This is a genomic window from Prosthecodimorpha staleyi (genome assembly GCF_018729455.1).
Lineage (GTDB): Bacteria > Pseudomonadota > Alphaproteobacteria > Rhizobiales > Ancalomicrobiaceae > Prosthecodimorpha > Prosthecodimorpha staleyi.
Genome location: NZ_JAHHZF010000009.1, coordinates 37,985 through 59,046, shown reverse-complemented (window position 1 = coordinate 59,046; position 21,062 = coordinate 37,985). Strand labels below are relative to the sequence as shown.

The following is a 21,062-nucleotide window of genomic DNA, read 5'->3' as shown; positions in this document are numbered from 1 at the left end:
GCCGCCTGCCGATGTTCCAGAGCTTCGAAGACATCACCGATCCGACCGTCGGCCCCGTCCGGGTCGCCGCGCTCAGGGCCGAACTCGACCGGCGCGGCCTCGACGGCTTCGTCATCCCGCGCGCCGACGAGCACCAGAACGAATATGTCCCGGCCTCGGCCGACCGCCTGCGCTGGTTGACCGGCTTCACCGGCTCGGCCGGCGCCGCGATCGTTCTGCGCGACCGCGCCGCCATCCTGGTCGACGGCCGCTATACCCTGCAGGCTCAGGTGCAGGTCGACATGGCGGTATTCGATCTGGTCGACATCGTCGAGACCCCGGTCGCCGACTGGCTGGAGAAGAACCTCGCCCCCGGCGCGCGGCTCGGGCTGGATCCCTGGCTGCACACCATCGGCGGCATGCGGCGGCTGAAGAAGGCGGCCGAGAAGGCCGGCGCCGAGATCGTCGCGGTCGACGGCAATCCGCTCGATGCCGTCTGGGTCGACCGTCCGGCGCCGCCGCTCGGCGCCGTGGCGCTGCACCCGCCGGAGTTCGCCGGCGAGACGGCCGCCGCCAAGCTTCAGCGGCTCGCCGCCATCCTGGCCGACCGCAAGGCCGATGCCGCGATCCTGTCGCAGCCGGATTCGATCGCCTGGGCGTTCAATATCCGCGGCTCGGACGTGTCGCACACCCCGCTGCCGATCTCCTATGCGGTGCTGCATCGCGAGGGCCGCCCGGAACTGTTCATCGACGGCCGCAAGCTCGGCAACGAGGTCCGCGCCGCGCTCGAGGACATCGCCGATGTCGCCGAGCCCGGCGCCTTTCCGGCCGCCCTCGGCGCCCTCGGCGCCGCCAAGGCGGCGGTGCTGGTCGATCCGGCCTGGACGTCGGAGGCCGTCGCCGGGGCGATCACGGCGGCCGGCGGCAGTCTGGTCGAGGGCGAGGATCCGGTCCTGAAGCCGCGGGCCCTCAAGAATGCGGCCGAGATCGCCGGCGCGCGCGCCGCGCATCTGCGCGATGCGGCCGCCTATGTCGCCTATCTGGCCTGGTTCGACCGCGAGGCGCCGAAGGGCGGGCTCGACGAGATCGGCGCCGTCGAGATGCTGGAAGCCTTCCGGGCCAAGACCGGCGCGCTCCTCGACATCTCCTTCGACACCATCTCGGGCGCCGGCCCGAACGGCGCCATCGTCCACTACCGCGTGACCCGCGCCACCAACCGGCCGATCGAACCGAACTCGGTCTTCCTGCTCGATTCCGGCGCCCAGTATCGCGACGGCACCACCGACATCACCCGCACGCTGGCCGTCGGCGCGCCCGATCCGGAAGCCCGGCAGCGCGCCACCCTGGTGCTGAAGGGCCATCTCGCCATCTCGATGGCGCGCTTCCCGAAAGGCACCACGGGCGCGCAGCTCGACACGCTCGCCCGGATCGCGCTGTGGCAGGCCGGCCTCGACTACGACCACGGCACCGGCCACGGCGTCGGCAGCTTCCTGTCGGTGCACGAGGGACCGCACCGGATCGCCAAGACCGGCATGGTCGCGCTGGAGCCGGGCATGATCGTCTCCAACGAGCCCGGCTACTACAAGACCGGCGCCTATGGCATCCGGATCGAAAACCTGGTCCTGGTCACTGAGCCAGAGGCGATCCCGGGCGGCGAGCGGGCGATGCTCGGCTTCGAGACGCTGACGCTCGTCCCTTACGACCGCCGCCTGATCGACACCGACCTGCTGACGGCCGCCGAGCGCGCCTGGATCGACGCCTATCACGCGCGGGTCCGCGCCACCGTCGGCCCGCGGGTCGATGCCGAGACCGGCGCCTGGCTCGACGCCGCCACGGCGCCGCTCGCCTGATCGGTCAGGGAGCCGCCCCGTCGGCTGCCAGGCCGCCCTTGCCTTGGCGGCCGGTGGCGGCGGCATCGACGGCATTGCCGGCCGCGGCCTCGTCGCCTTCCGGCCAGACGCAGGCGAACCGGTGCGCGCGCGTCCGGATATCGCGCAGACGCGCGAACCCGGCCGCCGTCACCCGGCAGACCGCGCCGGCGGGGCTCAGCATCAGGAGCCCCCGCGCCGTCAGCGCCGCAATGGTTGCATGCCGGAAGAAGGGGCCGGTACGGCCGGCCGCATAGCCGCGCCGATAGGCATGCAGCGGCGTCGCTGCGGCTGCCGCCAGGGCCGCCCGCTGGGCAGGCGACAACGGCGCGACCGGCTCCGGAAGTCCGGAGATCGCCCGCCGGGCGGGCGAGAGCGGCGCGACGGGCTCGGGCATTGCGGAATCGGCTGCGGTCGCCACGATTTTCCTCCGGTCGCCGACCCGGCGCTCCCCAGCCCGGTTCCGGCGTCTCCCGAAGTTAATGTCGCGCCGCCCACCATGGGCAGTCGTGCGGCCCCCATCAGGACCAGCCCGCAAAGGTCCTTTCCGTAAGGATTTGTCTCAGGCTCCGACCATCGCGATCCATTGGTCCTCGTCGATCACCGCGATGCCGAGGTCGCGCGCCTTGGTCAGCTTCGATCCGGCACCCGGGCCGGCGACCACGAGGTCGGTCTTGGACGAGACCGAGCCGGACACCTTGGCGCCGAGCCGCTCGGCCTGCGCCTTGGCCTCGTCGCGGGTCAGCTTCTCCAGCGTGCCAGTGAACACGATAGTCTTGCCGGCAACCGCCGTGTCGGATTTCGGCTTCTCGGCATCCTCGATGCCGCCGGTCATCTCGGCGACCAGGCGCTCGACCACGTTGAGATTGTGCGGCTCGGCGAAATAGTCGGCGATGGAGTCGATCACCGTTTCGCCGATCTGGTCGATCGCGTCCATCTCCTCGCGCGCCGCCGCGTCGCCGGCCGCAACCGCCAGTGCAGCCGCGTGCAGCGCCGCCCAGGAGCCGTAGGCCCGGGCCAGCATGCGCGCCGTGGTCTCGCCGACATTGCGGATGCCGAGCGCGAAGACGAAGCGCTCCAGTCCGATCCGGCGTCGTTCGTCGATGGCGGCGAAAAGCTTGGCGACCGATGTCGCCCCGAAGCCCTCCTTGTCCTTCAGCTTCTTCAGGTTGACCGCGTCTCGCGCGGCGAGCGTGAACAGATCGGCCGGCTCGCGGACCGTGAGGTCGGGATCGTGGAAGAAGAATTCGATCTGCTTCTCGCCCAGCCCCTCAATGTCGAAGGCCCGGCGCGACACGAAATGCCTGAGATGCTCCTGGCGCTGGTGCGGGCAGGCGAATTCGCCGGTGCAGATGCGGCGCACGCCCTCCTCGCCGGTCGCGGTCGTCTCGCGCACCACGGGGGTGTGCAGCGGGCACGGACAGACGGACGGGAAGACATAGGGTTCGGCATCCGGCGGCCGCCGCTCCGCCACCACGCCGAGCACCTGCGGGATCACGTCGCCGGCCCGCTGCACCATCACGGTGTCGCCGACGCGCACGTCGAGCCGTGCGATCTCGTCGGGATTGTGCAGGGTGGCGTTGGAGACCACGACGCCGCCGACCGTGACCGGTTCGAGCTTGGCGACCGGCGTCAGCACGCCCGTCCGGCCGACCTGGATGTCGATCGCGCGCAGGATCGTCGTTGCCTTCTCGGCCGGGAACTTGTGGGCGATCGCCCAGCGCGGGCTGCGCGAGACGAAGCCGAGCCGCTCCTGCCAGTCGAGCCGGTCGACCTTGTAGACGACGCCGTCGATGTCGTAGCCGAGCCCGGCGCGCTGCGCCTCGATCATCCGGTAGTGCGCGAGCAGGTCCTCGGTCGTCCGGCACAGCAGCATCAAGGGATTGATCGGGAAGCCCCAGGCACCGAAAGCCTGCACCATGCCCATCTGGGTTTCGGCCGGCATCGCCGCCATCTCGCCCCACGCATAGGCGAAGAAGCGCAGCGGACGCGCGGCGGTGATGTTCGGATCGAGCTGGCGCAGCGAGCCGGCGGCGGCATTGCGCGGGTTGGCGAAGAGCTTCTCGCCGGCCTCGGCCTGACGCCGGTTGAGTTCAGCAAAGTCGACGTGGCTCATATAGACCTCGCCGCGCACCTCGACGATCTTGGGCACGCCGGCCGGCAGCAGGTCCGGGATGTTGGCGATGGTCCGGACATTGGCGGTGACATTCTCGCCCTCGAAGCCGTCGCCGCGCGTTGCCGCCGAGACCAGCCGGCCGGCCTCGTAGCGCAGGTTGCAGGACAGGCCGTCGATCTTCGGCTCGGCCGTGAAGGCGACCTCGGCCTCGCCGAGCTTCAGGAAGCGGCGCACGCGCTCGGCGAAGTCGGCCACGTCGCCATCCGCGAAGGCGTTGTCGAGCGACAGCATCGGCACGGCATGGCGCAGCTTGGCGAACTTCGCCGAAACCGCGAGGCCGACCCGCTCGGAGGGCGAATCGGCGCGCTTCAGATGCGGGAAGCGCGCCTCGACGGCGAGGTTGCGCCGCCGCAGCGCATCGTAGTCGGCGTCCGAGATGAGCGGGGCGTCTTCGTTGAAATAGGCCTGGTCGTGAACCGCGATTTCGGCGGCCAGCCGCTCCAGTTCGGCGGTCGCCTGCGTCTCGGTCAATTGGTCGACGGGGAGCGAGGCGGCGGTCGGCAGCGCGTCAGTCATGGCGGTCGGGCGTCCTGGCAGGGGGCGTCGCGCCGTTATAGCAGGGCCGCGCCCGGAGGACAGCGACCGGCGCCGGCGGCACCCGCATCGACCACAACGTCGATGCCGGGCTGGCCGGAGCGGGCCATGCTCGCTCACCAGCCGACACGGACCGCTCCGCGCAGCGGACGCAAAGCGGCGGTCAGGATTCTCGCGAAGCGCCGGATCAGGGGCGCTGCTGGATCACCCCGTACCAGCCGAGGCCGCGATAGGTCTCGTAGCCGGGCGTGTGATGGAAGGCGACCAGCGTACCGTCCGGGGCGAAGAGGCTGCCGGCCTCCTGGCCCGCCGGCAGGTCGATGCGGTCGCGCAGGATGCCTTGCCGGTCGGACGCCGCGATCACGCGACGGTCCGCGTCGACCAGAAGCACCCGGGTTCGCGATTTTTCGTCCTCGGTCAGCCGCACGCCCTCGACGATCGCACGGGCCTGCGGGGCCCAGTCGAACTGGATGCCGAGGATGCCGATGAGCCGGCCGCGCGGGTCGCCGCCCTCACGCACGCCGGCCGCATAGGTGGCGACATGCGCGCCGCCGAGCAGAGGCTCGGCCGAGATGTCGGCGACCGCATAGTCGTTGCCGTCGGCCAGCCCGCGGGCCGCGGTGAACCAGGGCCGCGCGGCGACCGACTGGCCGGCGACCGGAAAGCGACCGGGCCGCCCGGATGCCACGATCTGGCCGGAGGGATCGCACAGCCAGAGATCGAGATAGACCGTGTAGGCATCCAGGATCACGCCGAGCCGGTGCGCCGCGAAGGAAGCGGTTTCGGAACCCGGACGGGCCAGGGCGTCGATCATGGCCGAGTCGGTCGCCCACCAGCGCACGTCGCAGCTGCGTTCGTAGAGATTGCGGTCGATCAGTTCGACGGCGTTGAGGGCGAGGTCGATCAGGCGGCGCCCCTGGGCGGCCGTCGCCATGCGCCGCGCAGTCTCCTCCAGCCGGGCGATCTCGCGGATCAGCTCGGTCGAGAAGTCGCCCGACAGGGCTTCGACCTCGGCCGATATGGCGCGCACCTCCTGGGCGACGACCGCAAAACCGCGGCCCTGATCGCCGGCCTGGTTCGCCTCGATCATCGCATTCAGCGCCAATATGCGCAGGCGACCGGTGACGGCGCGGATGCCGGCGATCTTGGTCTCGGTCAGGCTGCGCGCCTTCACCGCCCCCGAGACCACCATCTCGACCGATACATCCTTCTGATCGAAAGGCACTGCCGCCATGACCCATCCCCGCCCGCGAACCTGCGTTGTACACATCGCGGCGGGAATGTATCGGGATTGCCATATTCCGAAAGACTAAGTTGCAGGCAATTGATTGTTTTCACGCATCCGAAAAGATACGAATAGATGGTGCCTTCAGAAGCCATCCACAGCCGAGACTTGTGTTATCAATTCGACATCTCCGACTTTGGAATAATCCGATCATCTCGATCATGGCGGTGCCAATGCCTCATGACCCATGCGATTCACTCCAAAACGCTTTGATGTTCGAAGATTTGACAAGCAGGGTGCCGAACGATCAGGCGCCGGCCATCAGCCGCGCGGCGGCGGCGCGGGCCTCGTCGGTGACCACGGAGCCGGCCAGCATCCGCGCGATCTCCTCGCGCCGCGCCTTGGCTTCGAGCGGGACGACCCGGGTCGCGACCCGGTCCTCGGCGCCGCCGGGGACCGGCTCCTTGGCGATCAGCAGATGCGAATCCGCGCGCGCGGCGACCTGCGGCGCGTGGGTCACCGAGATCACCTGCACGCGCTCCGCCAGTCGCGCCAGCCGGACCCCGATCGCCTCGGCGACCGCGCCGCCGACGCCGGTATCGATCTCGTCGAAGATCAGGGTCGGCGCCGAGCCGCGATCGGCGAGCGAGACCTTGAGCGCCAGCAGGAAGCGCGACAGTTCGCCGCCGGACGCGACCTTGAGGATCGGACCCGCGCGCGTGCCGGGATTGGTCTGCACATGGAATTCCGCCCGGTCGATCCCGGAGGCTGCGGCCGCGCTGGGCTCCGCGGCGAGATCGACCAGAAAGCGGGCGCGTTCGAGCTTCAGCGACGGCAATTCGCCAGCGACCGCCGCTTCCAGCGCCTTGGCGGCCGTGACGCGCGCCGCCGAGAGCGTTCCCGCGGCCGCCATATAGGCGGTCTCGGCCGCCGCGGCTTCCTCTTCCAGGCGGCCGAGCCGCTCTTCGCCCTGGTCGAGATCGGCCAGATTGGCCGCCATGGTCCGGCGCAGCGCGGCGAGCGCATCCGGCGTCACATCGTGCTTGCGGGCGGCTGCCCGCAGGGCAAACAGGCGCTCCTCGGTCTTTTCCAGAACGCGCGGATCGAAATCGGCCGCCCTCAGCGCCTCGTCGAGGCCGCCGCGCGCCTCCTCCAGGAGATCGAGCGCCTGGCCGAGCGCCTTGACGACGCCGTCGAGCAGGCTCGGCGCGCCCGGGCGGCCGGGCACGCCGCCGGCCTTGCGCTCCAGCCGGCGCATCAGGCCGGCGACCGCCGGCACCGGCGAACCCGGCCCGTCGAGCGTGTCGACGGCCTCCTTGAGGTCGGCCGCGATCTTCTCGGCCTGCATCATGGCATGGCGCGCGGCCGCCAGTTCGGCTTCCTCGCCCGGGACCGGCTTCAGGGCGTCGAGTTCTTCCAGCGCGGCGCGCAGATAGTCGGCCTCACGGCGCGTGGCGTCGATCCGCGCGCGCATCTGATCGCGCTCGCGCGCCGCCTTGCGCCACCGTGTCCAGGCCGCCCCGACCGCGGCGACCTCGCCTTCGAGCCCGCCGAAGGCATCGAGCAGACGGCGGTGCTCGTGCTCGTCGACCAGCGCGCGGTCGTCGTGCTGGCCGTGGATTTCGACCAGTTGCGCACCGATCTCGCGCAGCAAGGTGGCGCTGACCGCCTGATCGTTGGCAAAAGCGCGGGTGCGCCCGTCCGCCGACTGGATGCGGCGCAGGATCACCTCACCCTGGGCGTCGATCTCGTTGTCGACCAGGACCCGGCGGACCGGATGGTCGGCGGCAACGTCGAAGACCGCCGTCACCTGTCCCTGCGTGGCACCGGCTCTGACCAGGCCGGCATCGCCGCGGCCGCCGAGAGCCAGCGACAGCGAATCGAGCAGGATGGACTTGCCCGCGCCGGTCTCGCCGGTCAGCACCGTCAGGCCGCGGACGAAATCGATCTCCAGCCGTTCGATGAGGACGATGTCGCGGATCGAAAGGGCGGCGAGCATGAAGGAACCGAGATCTCCTGAGGATCATGGCGGTCCGGAACCCGGACCGCCGCTCCGGTGCGGTTGCCGGACCCGCCGCCGGCGCCCGTCCCGGGCGGAATGCCGGGACAGCCCGCAGGATTCGAGCCTTGCATGCTTCTCTAGCAGAGTCCGGAATGGAACGGAACAGGAACCGTCCCACGGACCCGCCGACGGCTCAGATCACGTTGATCTTGCCGAGCGCCTTCGTGATCCAGCTGCCCGAGGCGACTTCCGGCTCGTAGCCGCCGCTCTTCAGGAGCGCGTAGGAATCCCGGTACCACTGGCTGTCCGGGAAGTTGTGGCCGAGCACGGCCGCCGCGGTCTGCGCCTCCTTGACGACGCCGAGCGCATAGTAGCTCTCGACCAGACGCGACAGGGCCTCCTCGACATGACGAGTGGTCTGGTAGTCGGAGACCACCTTCCGGAAGCGCGAGATCGCAGCCAGATACTGCTTCTTCGACAGATAGAAGCGGCCGACCTCCATCTCCTTGCCGGCGAGCTGGTCGCGGGCGAAGTCGATCTTCTTCTGCGCATCCTTGGCGTAGGGGCTGTCCGGATATTTCTTGATCACGTCGCCATAGGCTTCCAGCGACTTGTTGGTGATGTCCTGGTCGCGCGTGATGTCGGGGATCTGCGCATAGTAGGATTCGCCGATCAGATACTGCGCATAGGCCGCGTCCTTGTGGCTCGGATAGAGCGTCACGAAGCGCTTGGAGGCCTGGATGGCGTCCGTATAGGCACCCTTCTGAAAGTTCGAATAGGCCTGCAGCAGGATCGACTTCTTGGCCAGCTCCGAATAGGGGTGCAGCCGGTCGACATCCTCGAAGCTCTTCACCGCCGAGGTGGTCTTGCCGGCTTCGAGCTGGGCGAGGCCGGTGTTGAAGAGCACGTCCGGCGGCGTGGTCTTGTCGACGGTGTCATCGGTCGACGAACAGGCCGCCAGCGCCAGCCCGGCCGCGGCGACCGCCGCGAAGAGGCGCAGGCGGCGGACACTGCCGCCCATGCCCGCGGTGCGAGCACGATCGGATGAAAGGCGGGTCCGGCAGAGAGAAATCAACACGTCACCCATCGTTCCTGAAGCCAGGCGCGCGTTCCGGCGCATCCCTGCTCTAGAGCATGCCGCGCGCGAAGGGAAACGCAACCTGCTCTTCTCTGACACCGCGCGCCGCACCCGGAATCGGCACGAGGCCCCACCGGGTCGGCGCAAGTTCTGAGCGGCCATCCGACCCGATGCGAGATCGGATCGAAGCCCGCGGCATTCCGGTCGCCCGGTTCGCTCGAGCGCCCGCTTCGATCAGGCGCCCGCTTCGATCAGGTACCCGGTCTGATCAGGCGCCCGGTTCGTTCTGGCGCCTGGCCGGGTCCGGGTCCGACCGTCCCCGAGCCTGGCCGTCCCCGAGCCTGGCCGTCCCCAAGCCTTACCGGCCGGTTCATGCGCCTGATCCCGTGGTCCGTTTCGCCGCGCCGCCGTTGCCGGACCGATGCCGAGCAGGCGCCGGCACCGGAGGGGATTCGGCGCCGCGCACCGGAGCCTCAGCCCTCGCGCCGGAATGGTCCGAATTTGTGACCGATCCGGATTGCCGCCATGATCTCCCGCGGCTGATGCCGGAAGATCACGGATCATGCCGCCGGACGAGACGGGCCACCGGCGCCGGACCATAGAGCGGACGATGACAAAACACAAAACCGGCCGGCGCCGCACGCCAACCGGTTTCTGAACCGCCCTGCCCCGGCCACATCGACCTGCGGCCCGGAATGGAAATCGTCGGAGAAGCACGGCCACCCGGCCGGTCGGCAGTCCGCTCAGCGCACCACCGGACCGAAGGCCGGGGCCACCATCCCGGTGCCGATCTCGGCAGCCGGAGCCTCGCGCCGCGTCGGCGCCTCGACCATCGTCCAGGCGGACGGGTCCGAGAAGAGAGCATTGAGGGTCTGGAAGTTCAGGCGATGGCCGCCGCGATAGGAGCGGTAGTGGCCCAGGATCGGCGCGCCGGCCAGAGCGAGATCGCCGATCGCGTCGAGCGTCTTGTGCCGGACGAATTCGTTGGCAAAGCGCAGGCCTTCCGGATTGAGCACCCGGTCGTCCTTGATGGCGATCGAGTTTTCCAGCGAAGATCCGCGGCACAGGCCGAGCGGAAGCAGCCGCTCCAGATCGGAGACGAAGCCGAAGGTGCGGGCGCCGGCGATCTGGCGACGGAACACATCGGGTGTCAGATCGATCTCGAATGTCTGCTGGCCGATCGCCTTGCAGGCGAAATCGATCGAGATCTCGAAGCGCGAGCCGTCATAGGGCCGCAGTTCTGCGAAGCCCGCGCCGTTCTCGATCCGGATCGGCTTCAGCACCTTCACATAGCGGCGCCGGGCCACCTGCGAGATCACGCCGACCTGATCGATCGCCTCGACGAAGGCGCGCGCGCTGCCGTCCATGACCGGAACTTCGGCGCCGTCGATCTCGACCAGAAGATTGTCGATGCCGAGGCCGCGGATCGCCGCCATCAGATGCTCGATCGTGGCGATGCTGGTCTCGGCCGGATTGCCGATCACCGTGCAGAGTTCGGTCGCCGAAACGTTGCGCCATTCTGCGGCGATCTCGACATCCCGGCTGTTGCGGGCGGTCCGCAGAAAGGTGATGCCGGTATCGATATCGGAGGGATGCAGGGTGACCCGGACACGCTCGCCACTGTGAACGCCGACCCCGATCAGGCTAACCGCCTCGGCGATCGTCTTCTGGGCGTGCACCCCGTTTCGTGCCATCGTGTCCACCCGCTTGCCGTCTCGACCCCGGCTTTGCGCCTGCGATCGGATCGGAATGCCTTGGCCCTGGTTTCGCCGAATTCAGCCCGCTGACGTGAGCGACTCGATCCAGGCCCGTCCCGTTGCGAGGCAAGTTATCGACCGGACCGGCATTCACAAAATCACGCTTGGTTACACATTGTTACCACTCCGGTCACCGATAACTCGTTGACAGGATTATTGAATACGACCCACCGGAAGACACGTGGGAACCCGGGTGCGAGCACCCGGGTTCCGCCGGTTGGGACCCGCCCGAATTGTGGCGTCAGTTCGCCTGACGCCGTAGGAAGGCCGGGATTTCGAGATGCTCGTCCTCGGCGGACCGGGACGGACGCACCTGCTGGTCGTGCTGGGCCGGGGCCTGGCGGCCATGGCCGTCATGGTTGCCGGCCGGCGCACGCAGGCCCTGTTCGGCGAAGGACGGGCGCTGCGGCGGACGCTTGGCGTAGTCCTGGGCAGGCGGCTGCTGGTAGGTCGGCTGGGCCTGCGGAGCCTGGGTCAGCGCCTCGTCGTGATCCTCCCGACGCGAGCCGAAGCCGTTGGCGAGACGCTTCAGGAGGCTGAGCGGACGACGGTCGTCGTCGTGATGCTCCGCCTGCGCCTGCGGTTGGGCGACACGCTGGGCGACCGGCGGAAATTCGTCGATACGCGGCATCCGATGCGGACGCGGATCAGCGGGCCGCTCGGCGGTCGGCGGAATGTAGGGACGGCGGTCGATGGCCGGTTCGGCACGCATCGCGCGCGGCTGATCGATCTCCTGGATCGGATCCGCCATGTCGTCGTAGCGGCTGGTGACCGGCGGCTCGTAGCGCTGGATCGTGACCGCGGGATCGTCCGCCACGGCGACCGGCGCCATTTCGGTGACGATCTGGGTCGGCGCCTCGGGCAGCTGCATTTCGCGGTCGAGGCGCGCCTCGGCCTCGCTCTGGTAGGCCATCGCCGACGGCTCCAGACGCGACTGGATCACCGGCGGCTGCATGACCGGACGGAACGCCGGCTCGGCGGTCGGGCGCAGCGCCGTCTCGGGCTGCTGACGCAGGACCGGGGCCGGAGCTGCGGCCGGGGTCGCCGAGCGGATGCGCACCGGCGGCTCAGGCTGGCGATAGTCGCCCGGCATCGGCATGTCGCCGGCGACCTGGTCGATGCCGGTCGCCACGACCGACACGCGGACCACGCCTTCCAGGCTGTCGTCGAAGGTGGCGCCGAGGATGATGTTGGCGTCCGGGTCGACCTCCTCGCGGATGCGGGTGGCGGCCTCGTCGACCTCGAACAGGGTCAGGTCCTTGCCGCCCGAGATCGAGATCAGCACGCCGCGGGCGCCCTTCATCGAGGTCTCGTCGAGCAGCGGATTGGCGATCGCCGCCTCGGCCGCCTGCAGGGCGCGCTTCTCGCCGGTCGATTCGCCGGTGCCCATCATCGCCTTGCCCATGCCGCGCATGATCGAGCGCACGTCGGCGAAGTCGAGGTTGATGAGGCCTTCCTTGACCATCAGGTCGGTGATGCAGGCGACGCCCGAATAGAGCACCTGGTCGGCCATCGCGAACGCATCGGCGAAGGTGGTGCGCTCGTTGGCGATGCGGAACAGGTTCTGGTTCGGGATGACGATGAGGGTGTCGACCTGCTTCTGCAGCTCGGAAATGCCGGCTTCGGCGATCCGCATGCGACGGGCGCCTTCGAAGTGGAACGGCTTGGTCACCACGCCGACGGTCAGGATGCCCTGCTCGCGGGCCGCGCGGGCCACGACCGGCGCCGCACCGGTGCCGGTGCCGCCGCCCATGCCGGCGGTGATGAACACCATGTGGGCGCCCGACAGGTGATCGGCGATCTCGTCCATCACCTCTTCGGCGGCGGCGCGGCCGACCTCGGGCTGCGAACCGGCGCCGAGGCCCTCGGTCACCGCGACGCCCATCTGAATGACCCGGTCCGACTTGGTCAGGGTCAGCGCCTGGGCATCGGTGTTGGCGACCACGAAATCCACCCCGTGGAGGCCGGTCTGGATCATGTTGTTCACGGCGTTGCCGCCGGCGCCGCCAACGCCGAACACGGTAATCCGCGGCCGCAACTCCCGAATGTCGGGCATCTTCAGATTCAACGTCATGGCACCCTCGCCTGCTCGACGGCCCGCCGCATCAGCGGTCGCGTCCCCGTGTTCCGTTCCCGACCCGGCTGCGTTTCTCGCATCCGGAGCGGGCGCCCTCGCCTCTTCGCGCGCAACGGCCGCCCGGCCGCCGCGCGCCTTACCAACTGTCCTTCAGCCACTGACCGACGCGGGCGATGTAGCCGCCCGTTCCGGTCAGGAGCCCGCCCCGGGCGCGACTCTCGAACTGCTCGATCTGCGCGACCTGCGGATAGATCAGAAGCCCGACCGACGCCGCGAAGGCCGGCCCCTTGGCCGCCTGCGGCAGCCCGGCGATGCCGAGCGGACGGCCGAGCCGGACGTTCCGGCCCATGATCCGCCGCGCCACCTCGACCACGCCGGTCAGTTGGCTGGCGCCGCCGGTCAGCACGACCCGGCGGCCGACGCGCCCGGCAAAGCCGGAGGCGGCCAGACGGTCGCGGGTCAGCTCCAGGATTTCCTCGATGCGCGGCCGGATGATCCGGGTCAGCGAGCCGCGCGGGATGTTGATGATGTCGTGGCTGTCCTCGCCCACCGACGGCACGCCGACGATTTCGTGATCGTCCGACGAGGTCGCGAGCGCCGAGCCGTGCAGCGTCTTGATCCGCTCGGCATCGGCGAGCCGGGTCGACAGGCCGCGCGCGATGTCCATGGTGACGTGCTGGCCGCCGATCGCGATCGCGTCGGCATGGCAGAACTGGCCGTCGGCGAAGACCGCGATCGAGGTGGTGCCGCCGCCCATGTCGACGCAGGCACAGCCGAGCTCGGCCTCGTCGTCGACCAGCGTCGACAGACCCGCCGCATAGGGCGTCGCCACCATGGTCTCGACCTCGAGATGGCAGCGGTTGACGCAGAGCTCCAGATTGCGGATCGGCGCGGTCTCGGCGGTGACCACATGCATGTCGACCGACAGCTTGCGGCCGAGCATGCCGGTCGGGTCCTTGATGCCGCGCGAGCCGTCGAGCGCATAGCCGATCGGCAGCGAATGCAGCAGCGAACGGTCGTCGGTGACCGAATGCGAGCCGCCGGCCGCGAGCACGCGCTGGATGTCGCTCTCGTCGACCTCGACGCCGGCGACATCGACGCTGGCGCGGAAGATCTCGCTGCGCAGGCGTCCGGCGGTCAGGTTCACGATCAGCGATTCGATCGTCAGCCCGGCCATCCGCTCGGCGGCGTCGACCGCGAGCCGGATCGACTGCTCGGCCTCGTCGAGGTCGATCACCATGCCGGACTTCATGCCGCGCGCGCGCTGCATGCCGTAGCCGAGCACCGACAGGTCGTGGGTGCGGCCGGGCAGGATCTTGTCGGGCGTGCGCGGCGTCAGCTGCGCGATCAGGCAGGCGACCTTGGAGGAGCCGACGTCGAGCACCGAAACGACGGTCGGCCGCCTTCCGGAAAGCGGCCTCATGCGCGGAACCGATTGGCCTGGGGTCGAGCGCTTCATGTGGCAGCCCCCTTCTTCTTGGCCGAACGCAGCTTGAGGGCCTCGCGCCGCGCCGTTGCTGCCGCATCGGAAAGCTTCACATAGAGCCGGTCCGGCGAACGCAGATCGATGGCGGTGATGTCGCGGTCGAGCAGCTTCTTGGTCTCGTCGAGACGGGCGACCTGGGCGAGCGCGCCGGCCGGCGCGTCCTCGGGCAGCCGGATCTCGACGCCGTCGACGGTCACGAGATTCCAGCGCCGCTCGGCGACCAGCACCGCGGCGCGAATCTTGGCACGGATCGAGGGCGCCGATTCGATCAGGCGGGTCGCCTCCTCGGCGCGCAGGTTGGCACCGATCCCAACGACGAGCGGCAGGTTGGCGTGGCGCGGCTCCAGCGTCTCGGCCATCACGGCGCCGGTCTTGTCGACGACCCGGATGCGGCCGTCATCCTGCCAGAGCGCATAGGGCCGGCGCTCGCGCAGACTGACCACGACCTTGTTGGGGTAGATCTTCTTGACCGAGACATCGGCGAGCCAGGGGATCTCGGCGATCCGCGCGCGCGCCTTCTCGGCATTCATGAAAAGGAGCGACGAGGTCGGCGTCAGGTCGATCCGATCGACGATCTCGGTCGAATCGGATTCGGCAAGCCCGCGAATCTCGATCTGCTGGACGCCGAAGCCGGCCGCGGAGGTCAGTTCGTCGGCGACCAGCTTGTACTGACCGCCCAAAGCCATCCCGTAGCCGATCCAGCCGCCCAGGAAGGCGAGCGCCAGCACCGTGCCGTTGCGCCGGTCGAGGCTCTCTGCGATTCGCCCGACCGTACCGGAGACGCGACGGACAAGCCGGCCCGCGCGCGACCGGCGGAAGCTCGACGCCGTAGCGGCCGCTCCCTCCGAAGTCGCGGCCCGGTCGGCCCGCCCCTGTCCCGTCAACGATCGCAACTCGCGTCCTCCACGATCCATTTCGCCAACGCCGCGAAGGACATGCCCTCGTGTGCTGCCATCTCGGGCACCAGGGACGTTGCGGTCATGCCGGGCTGAGTGTTGACCTCGAGCACGATGACCTCGCCCTCCCCGTCACCCCGGTCGTCGAAGCGGAAATCGGTTCGTGAAATGCCGCGACAGCCGAGCGCCAGGTGCGCCTTCACGGACATCATTTGGATACCTTGGTAAATAAATGGTTTAAGCCGAGCCGGAAGAATGTGTTCTGAACCCCCTGGCGCATACTTGGCGTCGTATCCGTAGAAGGATTCGCTCTTCGCGATTATCTCGGTGACCCCGAGGGCCCTGTCGCCCATGACCGCGCAGGTCAATTCCCGTCCGGGCACGTAGCGTTCGACGATCACCCGGTCGCCATAGGGCCAGTCTTCGCGCAGAAGTTCCTGCGGCGGATGGGTGCGGTCTTCCTTCACGATGATGACGCCGAAGGAGGATCCCTCCGCGACCGGCTTGACCACATAGGGTGCCGGCAGGACGTGCTCGCGCGCCGCCTCGAACCGGCTGACGGTGCGGCTTACCGCAACCGGCAGCCCGACCGCCTCGAATACGATCTTGGCCTTGTCCTTCTGCATGGCCAGCGCCGAGGCCAGCACGCCCGAATGGGTGTAGGGGATGCGCAGCGTCTCCAGGAGGCCCTGGATGTAGCCGCCCTCGCCGAAGCGCCCGTGCAGGGCGTTGAAGGCCACGTCGGGGCGCAGGGCCGCCAGCTTCTCGGCGATATCGTGTCCGACATCGATCTCGCTGACCCGGTAGCCGGCCTCGACCAGCGCCGCCGCACAGGCCGCGCCCGACTTCAGCGAGACCGGCCGCTCGGAATCCCAACCGCCCATCAGCACCGCGACGTGCTTCGTCATTTCCATCCCTCCGGTCGAATCGGGATGGCCCGGCCGATCGCGGCCGGGGCACATCCGCCCAGGACACATGCGATTTCGCTTCAGATCAGACCGTGAAACGGCAGGATCTCGCGACCGGGCGCGAAATGCCCGAACCGCTTGATTTCCCATTCCAGGCGCTCGCCGGTCGCCTCGTAGACACGGGCGCGCACGGTCTCGCCGAGGGATTCCACGTCATGGGCGGTGGCGGCGCCGAGATTGATCAGGAAGTTGCAGTGCATCTCGGAGACCTGGGCGTCGCCGACCCGCAAACCCCGGCAGCCGGCCGCGTCGATCAGCTTCCAGGCGCTGTGACCGGCCGGGTTCTTGAAGGTCGAGCCGCCGGTGCGCGACCGGATCGGCTGTGCCGCCTCGCGATGCGCCGTGACCGCCGCCATGGCGTCGCGGATCTCGGCCTCCGGCGTCGGCACACCCTCGAACAGGGCGGAGGTGAAGATCAGATCGGCAGGTGCGGACGAACCCCGATAGGCATAGCCCATATCGGCATTGGAAAGGACGTGCAGCTGGCCCTGCCGGTCGACGGCACGCACCTCGACGACGCGCTCGCGCGTCTCGCCGCCATTGGCGCCGGCATTCATCCGGAGCGCGCCGCCGATGCCGCCCGGGATGCCGAAATAGAAGGCGAAGCCGCCGAGCCCGGCGGCGAGCGCGGCCTCGGCCAGCTTCTTGTCCGGCACCGCCGCGCCGGCTCGGAGCCGGTTCGGCGCGACCGGCTCGATCTGGCCGAAGCCGCGCGCCGACAGCCGGATGGTGACGCCCGGAATGCCGCCCTCGCGCACCAGGAGGTTGGAGCCGAGGCCGATCACCGTGACCGGCACGCCGGCCGGCACCCGCCCCATGAAGGCGGCGAGATCGGCCTCGTCGGCCGGCTGGAACAGAAGCTCCGCCGGGCCGCCGACGCGGAACCAGGTCAGCCCGGCGAGGTCGTAGCCGGGCTGCAGGGCGCCGCGGATGCCGGTCGTGTCGATCTGGGCGAGGAGGTCGCTCATGGCCGGGCCGCTCACGCCACCGTGCCGGGCGCGTCGAGCGCGGCCAGCTGCTTCGGCAACGCGTAGGCCCACTGCGTGATGTTGCCGGCGCCGAGGAAGACCACGTAGTCGCCGGGCTGGAGCCTGCCGCGCAGGAGGTCGGCAATCTGATCGGCGCCTTCGAGCGCGAGCACGTTGCGATGGCCGCGCGCGCGCAGGCCACCGACTAGGCCGTCACGGCTGATGCCCGGGATCGGCGCCTCGCCGGCCGCATAGACGTCGGCGACGATGACCGTGTCGGCATCGTTGAAGGCCTGGCAGAATTCCTCGAACAGCGAGGACAGCCGCGAATAGCGGTGCGGCTGCATGATGGCGACGACCCGCCCGCCCCGGCCCTCGCCGGTCACCGATGCGCGCGCCGCCTTGAGCACGGCCATGATCTCGACCGGGTGGTGACCGTAATCGTCGAAGATCTGCACGCCGTTCCATTCGCCGGTCAGCGTGAAGCGGCGCTTGACGCCCGCGAAGCCGGCCAGCCCCTTGCGGATCGCCTCCGGCTTGATGCCGAGCTGGTCGGCGACCGCGATCGCCGCGGTGGCGTTGGAGACGTTGTGGATGCCCGGCATGTTGACGACGAGGTCGTCGATGGTCTTCTCCGAACCGGTGACGCGATCGCGGATGACGACCGAGAACTGCGACGCGCGCCCCTTGGACTCGACCTTCTGGTAGCGCACGTCGGCCTGCGGATTGGTGCCGTAGGTGATCACGCGCCGGTCCTCGATGCGGCCGATCAGGGCCTGCACCTCCGGGTGGTCGAGGCACATCACCGCGAAGCCGTAGAAGGGCACGTTCTCGACGAACTGCTTGAAGGCGTTGCGCAGCGGATCGAAGGTCCCGTAGTGGTCGAGATGCTCGGGGTCGATATTGGTGACCACCGCCACGTCGGCCGGCAGCTTGACGAAGGAGCCGTCGGATTCGTCGGATTCGACCACCATCCACTGGCCGCCGCCGAGCCGGGCATTGGTGCCGTAGGCATTGATGATGCCGCCGTTGATGACGGTGGGGTCCATGCCGCCGGCGTCCAGCAGGGCGGCGACCATTGAGGTCGTGGTCGTCTTGCCGTGGGTGCCGCCGATGGCGATGGCCGACTTGAAGCGCATCAGCTCGGCCAGCATCTCGGCGCGGCGAACGACCGGCAGCAGCCGGTCGCGCGCGGCGGTCAGTTCCGGATTGTCGCGCCGGATCGCCGAGGAGACCACCACCACGCGCGCCTCGCCCAGATTGGCGCCGTCATGGCCGACCGAGACCGGGATGCCCTTCTCGCGCAGGCGCAGCACATTGGCATTCTCGGCCACGTCCGAACCCTGGACCTTGAAGCCGAGCGTGTGCAGCACCTCCGCGATGCCGCTCATGCCGATGCCGCCGATCCCCACGAAATGAACGGGGCCGATCGTGGAAGGCATCTTCATGGGTCGTCTCTCCTGTGCGGCCCCTTCTGGGGCATGTCTGTCCGATGGTCCGGGCGGACCGTCCGGTTCGCGCACCCTCTCGGGATGAGGCGCCAACCGCTTGTGGTATCGGGCCTTTCGACCCCGCGAAATCAACCCTGCGCGACCGCCTCGACGAGGTCGGCGAGCCGGGCGACCGCATCCGGGCGCCCCTCAGCCCGCGCCGCCGCAGCCGCCGCGGACAGCCGTTCCGGGGCGCGCATGAAGCCCGCCAGGGTCTCGGCAAGGCGCTCCGGCGTCAGGTCCGCCTGCCGGATCGTCCAGCCGCCGCCGGCCTCCTCGAGCACGCGCGCATTCTCGGCCTGGTCCTGGTCGAGCGCATGCGGCAGCGGCACCATCAGGCCCGGCCGGCCGATCACGGCCAGTTCGCCGACCGTCGACGCGCCGGAGCGGCACAGCACCAGATGGGCCTCAGCGATCCGGGCCGGCAGGTCGACGAAGAAGGGCGCCGTCTCCGCCGCGATGCCGAGCCCGGCGAGCGCCGCCCGGGTCCTGTCCATATCCTCGGCGCGGACCTGCTGGACGAGCTTCAGCCGCGCGCGCAGGTCGGCCGGCAGCAGGGCCAGGGCCGGCGGCACGGCGTCGGAGAAGAAGCGTGCGCCCTGACTGCCGCCGAAGACCAGGAGACGGAACTCGCCCCCGGCGACCGGCGGATCATACGGGATCGTCGCCGCCTCAATGACCATGTCGCGCACTGGATTGCCGGTATGGACGTATTTCGCGGCGAAGGGCTCGGCATGGCGGGTGTGCGCGAAAGACAGCGCGATCCGGGTGACATGCTTGGCGAGGCCACGATTGGCGCGGCCCATGACGGCATTCTGGTCATGAAGGACGGTCGGGACATGGCGCATGACCGCCGCGAGCAGCGGTGGCACAGTCGGATAGCCGCCGAAGCCGACCACGGCCGCCGGATTGAGGCCGGAGATCAGCTTCCAGGACTGCCGCAGCCCGCGGATCATATGCCAGGCGGTGCGCATCACGGCGATCGGCGACCGGCCGCGATAGGTCTCGGAGTCGATGATATGGATCGCCCGGGCCGGGAAGGCCCGGCCATATTTGTCGGCGCGCTCGTCGGTGGCCAGATCCACCGTCCAGCCGCGCCGGCCGAGTTCGGCGGCGAGCGATTCGGCGGGAAAGAGATGGCCGCCGGTCCCTCCGGCGGCAACCAGGATCGTGCCGCTTCTCACGCCAGGGCCTCCAGGGGCTGCTCGTCATGGATCGAACGCGCGATGCGCGTGGTCTGCGCCCGGCGGCGGGTCAGCGCAAGCAGCCAGCTCATGCCCAGCGCGACCGCGATCAGCGACGAGCCGCCATAGGAGATGAAGGGCAGCGTCATGCCCTTGGAGGGGACCAGATGCAGGTTCACGGCGAGGTTGATGGCGCTCTGCACCCCGAACAGGGTGACGAGCCCGGTGACGGAGAAGCGGATGAAGGGATCGTCGGTGGCGAGGGCATGCCTCAGGCCGCGCAGCACCACATAGGCGATCACCGAGGCGAGGATGAGGCAGGCCAGGATACCGAATTCCTCGCCCATCACGGCCGCGATGAAGTCGGTGTGGCTGTCCGGCAGGATCCATTTGACCGTGCCCTCGCCCGGGCCGCGGCCGAGCCAGCCGCCGCTGGCGAAGCTGTCCAGCGCCTTGTCGGCCTGGAACGCGGTCGAGTTCGCCTTGGCGCCCTCCATCCCGTTGAACTTGGCCAGGAACTTGTTGATGCGCGCGGTCACGTGCGGCAGCATCGTATAGGCCGCGTAGATGCCGCCGACGCCGGCCGCGCCGAGCACCATCACCCAGAAGATCGGCACGCCGGCGACGAAGAAGATCGATCCCCAGGCGATCACCGTCAGCATGGTCTGGCCGAAGTCGGGCTGCGCGACGAGCAGCCCGATCATCGCGATCAGCAGCAGGACGGCGAACAGGATGCCGGGGATTTCGGGCCTACGCTGGCGCTCCGCGAACAGCCAGGCGACCACGATCACGAAGGCCGGCTTGACGAATTCCGACGGCTGAACGGTGATGCCGGCGATCGTCAGCCAGCGCCGCGCGCCCTTGATCTCCTGGCCGAAGAACAGCGTCGCGGCGAGCAGCGCGATGCCGCCGATCAGCGTGACCAGCGCCATGCGCCGCACCAGGCGGGGCGTGAAGAAGGAACCGACGAACAGCACCAGCAGGGCCGGCAGGAAGAAGGCCGCGTGCCGCTTGACGAAATGGAACTGGTCGGCGCCGATGCGTTCGGCGACCGGCGGGCTCGCCGCGAAGGACATCACCAGCCCCGTCACCATCAGGGCAACGAAGGCGGCGAGCAGCGAGCGGTCGATGGTCCACCACCATTCCGCAAAGCTCGAGCGATCCGTACGGGCGACCATGATCTCTCCCCTGCGAGAAGCGGCCGGGCAGCGCGGCGAAGCACCTGCGGGACGCATCGGCAGACCAATAAAGTCTTAACCTTTACACTTCGTTAGCCAGGCGCTTCGAACGGCGCCGGACGTCTCGGAATACGCTTGGACGCGACTGGAAACCGATAGCCGGCCTGAAACCCGCCGGCGACGCAGCGAATGCCCG

General features: G+C 69.3%; 15 protein-coding genes. 1 reads left to right on the top strand and 14 read right to left on the bottom strand.

The window, feature by feature from the left end; translation table 11 throughout:
* Positions 1-11 precede the first annotated feature (11 nt).
* Positions 12-1,829 carry an aminopeptidase P family protein gene (locus KL771_RS18180; RefSeq protein ID WP_261969940.1) on the top strand — a complete coding sequence of 606 codons (1,818 nt, stop codon included), beginning with the start codon at positions 12-14 and terminating at the stop codon, positions 1,827-1,829.
* A 4-nt stretch (positions 1,830-1,833) separates the two neighbouring features.
* Here the strand turns inward: KL771_RS18180 and KL771_RS18175 are convergent, their stop codons facing one another.
* The 14 genes from KL771_RS18175 to KL771_RS18110 all read right to left on the bottom strand — a co-directional run bounded on the left by KL771_RS18175 (position 1,834) and on the right by KL771_RS18110 (position 20,866).
* On the bottom strand, positions 1,834-2,244 hold the full coding sequence (locus tag KL771_RS18175) for a hypothetical protein (RefSeq protein WP_261969939.1): 411 nt from the start codon (positions 2,242-2,244) through the stop codon (positions 1,834-1,836).
* Positions 2,245-2,409: 165 nt separating this feature from the next.
* Complete coding sequence (ligA, locus tag KL771_RS18170) at positions 2,410-4,539, bottom strand: NAD-dependent DNA ligase LigA (protein ID WP_261969938.1); 2,130 nt, start codon at positions 4,537-4,539, stop codon at positions 2,410-2,412.
* 205 nt (positions 4,540-4,744) lie between these two features.
* Positions 4,745-5,791 (bottom strand): methyl-accepting chemotaxis protein, encoded by a 1,047-nt coding sequence (locus KL771_RS18165; RefSeq protein WP_315901510.1) that lies wholly within the window; start codon positions 5,789-5,791, stop codon positions 4,745-4,747.
* Between the two features lie 298 nt (positions 5,792-6,089).
* Positions 6,090-7,781 carry a DNA repair protein RecN gene (recN, locus tag KL771_RS18160; protein ID WP_261969937.1) on the bottom strand — a complete coding sequence of 564 codons (1,692 nt, stop codon included), beginning with the start codon at positions 7,779-7,781 and terminating at the stop codon, positions 6,090-6,092.
* A 196-nt stretch (positions 7,782-7,977) separates the two neighbouring features.
* Positions 7,978-8,805, bottom strand: coding sequence for an outer membrane protein assembly factor BamD (locus KL771_RS18155; RefSeq protein ID WP_261969936.1), 828 nt, complete (start codon positions 8,803-8,805; stop codon positions 7,978-7,980).
* Positions 8,806-9,605: 800 nt separating this feature from the next.
* The gene (gene lpxC, locus KL771_RS18150; RefSeq protein WP_261969935.1) at positions 9,606-10,556 is read right to left on the bottom strand and encodes a UDP-3-O-acyl-N-acetylglucosamine deacetylase; all 951 of its coding nucleotides are present in this window, start codon (positions 10,554-10,556) and stop codon (positions 9,606-9,608) included.
* A 304-nt stretch (positions 10,557-10,860) separates the two neighbouring features.
* Positions 10,861-12,693, bottom strand: a complete 1,833-nt coding sequence (gene ftsZ / locus KL771_RS18145) for a cell division protein FtsZ (RefSeq protein WP_261969934.1) — start codon at positions 12,691-12,693, stop codon at positions 10,861-10,863.
* 139 nt (positions 12,694-12,832) lie between these two features.
* Complete coding sequence (gene ftsA / locus KL771_RS18140; RefSeq protein ID WP_261969933.1) at positions 12,833-14,119, bottom strand: cell division protein FtsA; 1,287 nt, start codon at positions 14,117-14,119, stop codon at positions 12,833-12,835.
* Between the two features lie 32 nt (positions 14,120-14,151).
* Entirely contained in the window at positions 14,152-15,066 is a 915-nt protein-coding gene (locus tag KL771_RS18135; RefSeq protein ID WP_261969932.1) for a cell division protein FtsQ/DivIB, read from the bottom strand.
* Entirely contained in the window at positions 15,063-15,986 is a 924-nt protein-coding gene (locus KL771_RS18130) for a D-alanine--D-alanine ligase (protein WP_261969931.1), read from the bottom strand. Before KL771_RS18130 ends, KL771_RS18135 begins: the two co-directional genes overlap by 4 nt.
* Before the next feature lie 80 nt (positions 15,987-16,066).
* Entirely contained in the window at positions 16,067-17,014 is a 948-nt protein-coding gene (gene murB / locus KL771_RS18125; protein WP_261969930.1) for a UDP-N-acetylmuramate dehydrogenase, read from the bottom strand.
* A gap of 11 nt (positions 17,015-17,025) precedes the next feature.
* On the bottom strand, positions 17,026-18,462 hold the full coding sequence (gene murC, locus KL771_RS18120; RefSeq protein WP_261969929.1) for a UDP-N-acetylmuramate--L-alanine ligase: 1,437 nt from the start codon (positions 18,460-18,462) through the stop codon (positions 17,026-17,028).
* A gap of 131 nt (positions 18,463-18,593) precedes the next feature.
* Positions 18,594-19,688, bottom strand: coding sequence for an undecaprenyldiphospho-muramoylpentapeptide beta-N-acetylglucosaminyltransferase (gene murG / locus KL771_RS18115; RefSeq protein WP_261969928.1), 1,095 nt, complete (start codon positions 19,686-19,688; stop codon positions 18,594-18,596).
* Positions 19,685-20,866: an FtsW/RodA/SpoVE family cell cycle protein gene (locus KL771_RS18110; protein WP_054357600.1), complete on the bottom strand. Its 1,182-nt coding sequence runs from the start codon at positions 20,864-20,866 to the stop codon at positions 19,685-19,687. Before KL771_RS18110 ends, murG begins: the two co-directional genes overlap by 4 nt.
* Positions 20,867-21,062 lie beyond the last annotated feature (196 nt).

What these genes read in the sequence shown, in the direction of transcription:
- ftsA (WP_261969933.1), bottom strand. Translation starts at nt 14,119, where the DNA reads ATGAGGCCGCTTTCCGGAAGGCGGCCGACCGTCGTTTCGGTGCTCGAC.
- recN (WP_261969937.1), bottom strand. Translation starts at nt 7,781, where the DNA reads ATGCTCGCCGCCCTTTCGATCCGCGACATCGTCCTCATCGAACGGCTG.
- KL771_RS18130 (WP_261969931.1), bottom strand. Translation starts at nt 15,986, where the DNA reads ATGACGAAGCACGTCGCGGTGCTGATGGGCGGTTGGGATTCCGAGCGG.
- KL771_RS18110 (WP_054357600.1), bottom strand. Translation starts at nt 20,866, where the DNA reads ATGGTCGCCCGTACGGATCGCTCGAGCTTTGCGGAATGGTGGTGGACC.
- ftsZ (WP_261969934.1), bottom strand. Translation starts at nt 12,693, where the DNA reads ATGACGTTGAATCTGAAGATGCCCGACATTCGGGAGTTGCGGCCGCGG.
- KL771_RS18165 (WP_315901510.1), bottom strand. Translation starts at nt 5,791, where the DNA reads ATGGCGGCAGTGCCTTTCGATCAGAAGGATGTATCGGTCGAGATGGTG.
- lpxC (WP_261969935.1), bottom strand. Translation starts at nt 10,556, where the DNA reads ATGGCACGAAACGGGGTGCACGCCCAGAAGACGATCGCCGAGGCGGTT.
- KL771_RS18155 (WP_261969936.1), bottom strand. Translation starts at nt 8,805, where the DNA reads ATGGGCGGCAGTGTCCGCCGCCTGCGCCTCTTCGCGGCGGTCGCCGCG.
- KL771_RS18180 (WP_261969940.1), top strand. Translation starts at nt 12, where the DNA reads ATGTTCCAGAGCTTCGAAGACATCACCGATCCGACCGTCGGCCCCGTC.
- KL771_RS18175 (WP_261969939.1), bottom strand. Translation starts at nt 2,244, where the DNA reads ATGCCCGAGCCCGTCGCGCCGCTCTCGCCCGCCCGGCGGGCGATCTCC.
- murB (WP_261969930.1), bottom strand. Translation starts at nt 17,014, where the DNA reads ATGAGCGACCTCCTCGCCCAGATCGACACGACCGGCATCCGCGGCGCC.
- ligA (WP_261969938.1), bottom strand. Translation starts at nt 4,539, where the DNA reads ATGACTGACGCGCTGCCGACCGCCGCCTCGCTCCCCGTCGACCAATTG.
- murC (WP_261969929.1), bottom strand. Translation starts at nt 18,462, where the DNA reads ATGAAGATGCCTTCCACGATCGGCCCCGTTCATTTCGTGGGGATCGGC.